The organism is Streptomyces sp. McG3 (assembly GCF_018619185.1).
GTDB lineage: Bacteria > Actinomycetota > Actinomycetes > Streptomycetales > Streptomycetaceae > Streptomyces.
The window spans coordinates 1-5938 of record NZ_JAAXYC010000403.1 but is presented as its reverse complement, the minus strand read 5'-3'; the positions used below and the strand labels follow the sequence as shown (position 1 = coordinate 5938).

The window sequence follows — 5938 nt, the reverse complement described above, 5'->3', positions numbered from 1 at the left end:
GCCGTGCCCCCGACGCCCGCGCCCCTCGAGAACCTTCCGGAGCAGCAGTGACAGACGAAGACAACGGTGCCCCGATACCCAGCGCCGCCTTCCCCTTTCCGCACCACGACGGACTGGGACCTCTCCCGGAGCTGGCGGCCCTGCGGCGGGAAGCGCCCTGTGCGCGGATCGTTCTGCCCAGCGGCGACCCGGCGTGGCTGGTCACCCGCTACAAGGACGTACGTTCCGTACTGGCCGACCCGCGTTTCAGCCGTTCGCGTGCCACCCGGGGCGCGGGCCCCCGCATGGCACGCGTCACGACCCTGCCGGACTCGATCCTGGCGGCGGATCCACCGGAACACAGCAGACTCCGCAAACTGGTCGCACCGGCCTTCACCGCCCGGCGAGCCGAAGCCATGCGGCCCGACGTGGCCCGGCTGGTGGACGGGTTGCTCGACGGGCTCGCCGCACACGACCGACCGGCCGACCTCGTACGGCTGCTCGCCCGGCCCCTGCCCCTGGCCGTCATCTGCGATCTGCTGGGAGTTCCGCGAACGGACGGCGACCGGCTCGACGCCTGGTGCGACGCCCTGCGCAACCTCACCGCCACCACCGACAGCGAGGTCACCGCGGCCGTCGGAGAAATGACCGGATATCTGACCGCGCTGGTCGAGGCCAAGCGCCGGCAAGCGGGCGACGACGTTCTGAGCATGCTGATCGCGGCCCGGGACGAGGGCGACCGGCTCACCCAGGACGAGCTGGTCTCCTTCGCACTCGTCCTGCTCGCCGGAGGCTACGGCACCACCGCTGACCGACTCGCCGGCTCGGTCCACCTCCTGTTGGACGACCCCGAGCGGTACGAACAACTGCTCCGCGAACCGGCGATGGTCGGCGGTGCCGTCGAGGAGCTGCTGCGGTACGCCCAGACCAACGTCCAGGCCAACCTCCGCGTCGCCACCGAGGAAGTCCGGATCGGAGGCATCCGGATCGCCCGGGGCGAGGCCGTGATGGCAGTCAACTCATCGGCCAATCACGACGAGAGCGTCTTCGACGCCCCGGACATCCTGGACCTCGCCCGCAGCCACAATCCGCACCTGGGGTTCGGACACGGTGTCCACCACTGCGTCGGCGCCCAGATCGCACGCGTCCAGCTCCAGGAGGCGCTCTCCGGCCTCCTGCGCAGATTCCCGGGGCTCCGCGCCGCCGCGCCGCCGGAGTGGAAGACCGGACTCAAGACCAGAGCGCCCCGTACCCTGCCCGTGACCTGGTGAGCCGGGGATGCCCGTGGACAGAGAAGCCCGCACCGATCACGGAGAGGTTCCGGAAGCGGCTTCCCGCGTCTTCGTCGACCCGGCCCGCTGCATCGGCTCCGGCATCTGCCTCGCCACCGCCCCGGGATACTTCGAGCCGGCCGAGAACCATCGCTCGCGCGCCCGGCCCGGCGCGCCCGTGCCGGACGAATCCGCAGCGGACGCGGCCGCCCTCTGTCCGGTCGAGGCGATCGGCTTCCTCGCCTCGGGCCCATCCGCACACCCCCCGCCGCCACACGGTTCCCGACGAGACCTGACGTCCCCGCCTTCAGTCTCCGGGGCAGGGTCCGATGTTCCCTGCTGAAGCGCCGGCGAGCATCGTCGTGGCCATCGGCAGCTGCCCGGTCCGTCGGCGGATCGGGGTAGCCGTACCCGGAGGCCGGGTATGCGGAGTCTGACCCTCAACAACGGAGTCCCCATTCCGCAGCTCGGCCTCGGGCTCTGGCCACTGACGGACGCACAGGCCTACCTAGCGGTCTCCCATGCCCTCAAAGCCGGCTACCGGCACTTCGACACCGCCAAGGTGTACAACAACGAAGCGGGCGTGGGCCGCGCGCTCCGCGATTCCGGGGTGCCCAGGCAGGAGATCTTCCTGACCACCAAACTCTGGAACGCCGACCAGGGCTACGACGCCGCACTGCGGGCTTTCGACGCCGGCCTTCGGCGACTGGGCACGGACTATGTCGACCTCTACCTGATCCACTGGCCGGTGCCGGAGCAGCATCTGTACGTCGAGTCGTACCGGGCACTGGAACGGCTCCACCTCGATGGGCGCGCCCGGGCCATCGGCGTCTCCAACTTCACCGCCGCGACCCTGGGACACCTCTTGACCCGGACCGGCATCGTGCCGGCCCTCAACCAGATCGAGCTGCACCCCTACTTCCAGCAACGCCCCATGCGGGAGTACGGCTTCCGGCGGTCCATCACCACCGGAGCGTGGAGTCCTCTGGCACAAGGGGGCACGCTCCTCGACGAGCCGGCAGTGGTACGCATCGCAAGGGAGAAGGAGAAAACACCCGCCCAGGTCATCATCCGCTGGCACCTCCAGCTCGGCCACGTCGTGACCCCCCGCTCCATCAGCCCTCCGAGGATCCTGGAGAACCTCGACGTCTTCGACTTCCGGCTCGGCCACGACCACATGCGTGCGATCAGTGCCCTCGACTACGGTGCCCGGATCGGCCCCGATCCAGACACTTTCAACCGACGAGGCTGACACGGGGGACCGCGCCCCATCCCCCGCAGGACCGCACCACGGCCGGCCTGGTCAGCACCCCGCCGAAGATCCTTTCTGACGGACGCTAGGCCTGGCCGTCGAGCGGCCGGAGGAAGCGGCGTTCGTACCGCTTGATGCAGCGGGCGTCACGGGCCAGCGCAAACGCCTCCTGGCACTCCGGGTCGGACAGGCTGTCCGTGCGGTACTGCTCGTACGCGGCCAGGCCGGGAAAGGAGAAGAGGGCGTAGGCGATGTCGCTGTCGCCCTCACTCGGCAGGAAGTAGCCGTGGTGCGTTCCGCCGAAACGGTTGACGAGGCGGACCCAGCGGCGGCCGTACTCCTCGAAGTCCTCGAGCTTGTCCGCGTCGATCTCGTACTTCAGGTGAATGGTGATCATGCCTGCATGATGCCGTGTGCCGGTTCGGAGCTCGTGAGCAGGGACGTCGGAGCGAGCGACGCCAGGGCAGCTCACTCCTGCACCGGTTCCCAGGCCGCCGAGCACAGGGACTCCGCCACGGCGGCCGTGTAACGGGCGGCCGCCAGCCAGTGGGAGGCGAAGCCGTCGGTGTCGGCGGGGAGCAGGCGGCCGAACAGATCGCGGTCGCGTCGGGCCGCCGACGCGCACAGGGCGGTGAGGAGTCCGGCGGCCGTGGGGAGACCGGCGCGGCGGATCCGGCGGGCCTCGGCGGTGACGTCGCCGAGGAGGCCGAGGGCCGCACGGCCCGCCGGGACCGTCTGTTCCACCCGGCGCTCCAGGAGGTACAGCGGCGCGTGCGCGCCGGAGCCTCCGGGCCGGTGCGGGGCGGGGTGCACGGGGGCGTTCGGGTCCGGGAGGTCGGCGCGGCGCAGGCGGTCGAAGCCGAGGTCGATCGTGGACTCGCCGGAGGGGTGCGAGCAGGCGAGAAGGGTGAGCCGGGGGTAGGGGGCGGGCACCAGGCGGCCGATGATCCGCAGCCGCGTCCCCGGTGCCGCGGCCAGCAGCATCACGTTGTCGCGATGGGCCAGCGCGGGGTCGTCGTCGGCGACGGCGAGCCGGACGAGAACGCCTCCCTCGCACCGCGCGAGCAGGCAGGAGCCGCCCGACTCCCGTACCGCGCCGAGGAGTTCGACGTCCAGGAAGAGCAGGTCGCTGCCGCCGCCCTCCGGGTCCGCGTAGCGGGCGGTGGACCGCAGGGCACGGGCGGCCTGTTCGGACGGCGGCGTCTCCCACAGGGCCGCGAGCGGCGGTTCCGTCCATACCGCACCCCGGGCGGTTACGGCCTTGACGCCCTTCCCGGCCCCCAGTCTGCCGTCCGGCGACGCCGTCGCCCCGGAGACCGCCAGGCCGGCCCGGCCCAGCTCCCGGTGGGTGAGCGCGCTGTCCCCCAGGCGCACGGCCCGGTCGGCCACGCCCAGGGCGCGTCCGACTCCGCCGGGCGCCACGTCGCCGACCGTGAAGAGGCGGCCGTCGGCTGCGGCGACCCAGGTGCGGACGCCGCCGTGCCCCGAGTCGGTGACCACGGGTTCGGTGAACAGGCCGTACAGGCGCAGCGAGCCGTCCGGACTGTACGGGCGGCGGGCGCGGCCCCGGACGGCGGCCAGCTCCGCCCCGGACGTCGTCCCCACCCGGTGCGCAGTGCCGAGGAGTTCGGCCAGGGCCGTGACGAGGTCGGCGGTGCGGTAGGACGGGTCACCCGCGCGGGCCGCGCGCAGCAGTGTGACGACGGACAGCGCGGCGGCCGCGGCACGGGGCAGCTGCCGGAGCCGGGCGGTGTGCGCGGCGCGGAGAAGGGCCGACTGGGTGACGGCGCCGGCCCCGTCGACGCCGGCTTCCAGCACGGCGGCGCCCGCCGACCACAGAGCGTCGGCGGCGGCGCGCTGGGCCGGGCTCGCCACCTCGGGCGGGGAGGTGAGGTCGGGAGCGGGGGCCTGGTCCGTCACGGGGCCGGGTGCGGGGGCCGGGTCCGCTGCCGAGCCGGGTTCGGGGGCCTTGGCGGTGGGCCGGTCGACGAGCTCCGGCGGCAGGTCCGCCGCGGGGGCGGCGCAGGCGGCGGCCGCGCGGTGGACGCAGGCCGGGGCGAGGAGGCAGCCGCAGGTGATGGCGTCCGTCGTCGCCACCAGGCCGCCCGGGGCGTGCAGGCGCAACTCGGTCTCGTCGTCGACCTCGATCGTCACGGTGTCCCCGTCGCGGCGCTTCGGGCGGGCGCCGATCTTCGTGACCGCCGCGTCCAGCCGCTTGCGCAGCCGGGGCGAGAGGTCCTCCACGAGCGTGGCCGTGACCTCCGGTGCGACGGGTGGCAACCGGTCGTCGTTCATGCGGTCTTCTCCCCTATCCAGCGGGCCAGTTCGAGTGGGCTGAGGGCGGCCACGGGCATGCCGGCGGCCACGAGCTGCCCGGCGACGCCCGTCGAGTAACGCGGTCGGCCGGCGTCGTCGAGGCTCGCGCACCCCAGGACGTGACAGCCGGTGGTCACCAGGGCCCGCACCTCGGCCAGCAGTCCGGCGAGGGGCGCGCCCTCCTCGAAGTCGCTGATGACGACGACGAGGGTGCGGCTGGGCACCTCGATCAGACCGCGGGCGTGCCGCAGCCCGGCGGCGATGTGCGTGCCCCCGCCCACGCTCACCTCCAGCAGGAGAGAGAGGGGATCGTGCACATGGCCGGTGAGATCGACGACCTCCGTGGAGAAGGCCAGGAAGTGGGTGCTCAGGGTCGGCACCCCGGCGAGCACCGAGGCGGTCAGCGCGGACCAGATCGTGGACGACTCCATGGATCCGGAGACGTCGGTCACCAGGATCAGGCGCCAGTCGGCCGACCGGCGGGCACGGCTGCGGAACACGGGCTTCTCCGGGATCACCTGGACCGTTCCGTCGGCCGTGCGGCGGGCGGTTGCCAGGTTGGCCCGCAGCGTGCGCGGCAGGTCCAGTCTGCCGCCAGGGCGGCGGGTGGGCCGGGCCGCCATCGTGCCGGTGAGGGCGGGGCGCAGCCGGGTGGCGAGCTGCCGGGTCAGTTCGTCGACCAGGTGGCGGACCAGGGGCCGGAGTGCCGCGAGGCGGGCTTCGGGGAGCCCGCCGGCGTACCGCAGGATCGACCGGAGCAGTTCCACGGAGGGGGTGGCGGCCGCCGGGTCGAGTTCGGCGAGGACGTCCTGTCGTCCTGTCACGGCCGCGGCGGCGAGGACCTCCTCGCGGACGCCGGGTCCGAACAGCGCGGCCAGTTCCTCGGACCACTCACGGACGCCGGGGAACGACGGTTCCCGGCCGCCGCGCGGTCCGGAGGCGCCGTGACCGGGCAGGCCGCCACGGGACCCCTCGCCGTGCCCCGCGCCGTACAGCTCGTCCAGAGCGGTCGCCAGGCGGGCGGCGCCGGACGGCAGTTGATCGGTGCGCCGGCCGAGCACGAGCCGCCAGCGGTCGGCGGGGGCGAGGGTCCGCGCGGGGGCGGCCTCGGTGGAACGCG

General features: G+C 73.4%; 6 protein-coding genes. 3 read left to right on the top strand and 3 right to left on the bottom strand.

Features of this window, described 5'->3' with window-relative positions; all coding sequences use genetic code 11:
- Positions 1 to 47 precede the first annotated feature (47 nt).
- From HET64_RS35445 to HET64_RS35435, 3 genes are all read left to right on the top strand, one after another.
- Positions 48 to 1250 (top strand): cytochrome P450, encoded by a 1203-nt coding sequence (locus tag HET64_RS35445; RefSeq protein WP_215111355.1) that lies wholly within the window; start codon positions 48 to 50, stop codon positions 1248 to 1250.
- A 7-nt stretch (positions 1251 to 1257) separates the two neighbouring features.
- Positions 1258 to 1593 carry a ferredoxin gene (locus tag HET64_RS35440; protein WP_215111354.1) on the top strand — a complete coding sequence of 112 codons (336 nt, stop codon included), beginning with the start codon at positions 1258 to 1260 and terminating at the stop codon, positions 1591 to 1593.
- 81 nt (positions 1594 to 1674) lie between these two features.
- Positions 1675 to 2502 (top strand): aldo/keto reductase, encoded by an 828-nt coding sequence (locus HET64_RS35435; RefSeq protein WP_215111353.1) that lies wholly within the window; start codon positions 1675 to 1677, stop codon positions 2500 to 2502.
- 85 nt (positions 2503 to 2587) lie between these two features.
- On the opposite strand, the gene HET64_RS35430 is transcribed toward HET64_RS35435, so the two are convergent.
- The 3 genes from HET64_RS35430 to HET64_RS35420 all read right to left on the bottom strand — a co-directional run.
- Positions 2588 to 2899, bottom strand: a complete 312-nt coding sequence (locus HET64_RS35430; protein ID WP_215111352.1) for an NIPSNAP family protein — start codon at positions 2897 to 2899, stop codon at positions 2588 to 2590.
- 71 nt (positions 2900 to 2970) lie between these two features.
- A complete protein-coding gene (locus tag HET64_RS35425; protein WP_215111351.1) occupies positions 2971 to 4797 on the bottom strand; it encodes a hypothetical protein in 1827 nt (608 codons plus the stop codon).
- Positions 4794 to 5938: VWA domain-containing protein (locus tag HET64_RS35420; RefSeq protein WP_215111350.1), on the bottom strand; the 1145-nt coding region annotated here is incomplete at its 5' end. The genes HET64_RS35420 and HET64_RS35425, both read right to left, overlap by 4 nt.

Bases quoted from the DNA above. Each gene is read 5' to 3' on its own strand.
- HET64_RS35425 (WP_215111351.1), bottom strand. From the start codon at position 4,797: ATGAACGACGACCGGTTGCCACCCGTCGCACCGGAGGTCACGGCCACG.
- HET64_RS35440 (WP_215111354.1), top strand. From the start codon at position 1,258: ATGCCCGTGGACAGAGAAGCCCGCACCGATCACGGAGAGGTTCCGGAA.
- HET64_RS35430 (WP_215111352.1), bottom strand. From the start codon at position 2,899: ATGATCACCATTCACCTGAAGTACGAGATCGACGCGGACAAGCTCGAG.
- HET64_RS35435 (WP_215111353.1), top strand. From the start codon at position 1,675: ATGCGGAGTCTGACCCTCAACAACGGAGTCCCCATTCCGCAGCTCGGC.